Origin of the sequence: Bartonella sp. TT110JLCBS (assembly GCF_042193405.1) — a bacterium.
GTDB lineage: Bacteria > Pseudomonadota > Alphaproteobacteria > Rhizobiales > Rhizobiaceae > Bartonella.
Genome location: NZ_JBHILT010000248.1, coordinates 327 through 627 on the forward strand (window position 1 = coordinate 327; position 301 = coordinate 627).

The window sequence follows — 301 nt, forward strand, 5'->3', positions numbered from 1 at the left end:
ACTATTGTGCTTAATGATTCAGCTATAATTTTAATTGATTCAGCTTTTTTACAGAATCAGAAAATTGAAACTGTTGCGGCAAAGCTTAATGTAGAGACAGAGATTTTAGCATCAGATTTTTCAATCTTGTTAAGAGAACTAGAAAAGAATGGTTTTCTTTTAAAAAAGGAAAACTTGATTAGTGCGTCAGATTCGATTTTTGATCTTAAAAAATTATGGGCACCTGTAACACCTATTATACATATTATCCAGAATTGCAATAGCCCTTGTATCATGTGCGATTGCTGGAAGATTAAGGAAA

1 pseudogene is annotated in these 301 nt (G+C 31.2%); it reads left to right on the top strand.

The features are described from left to right. Positions 1 to 301: pseudogene (locus ACFILW_RS10710) on the top strand (radical SAM protein); the annotation flags it as partial.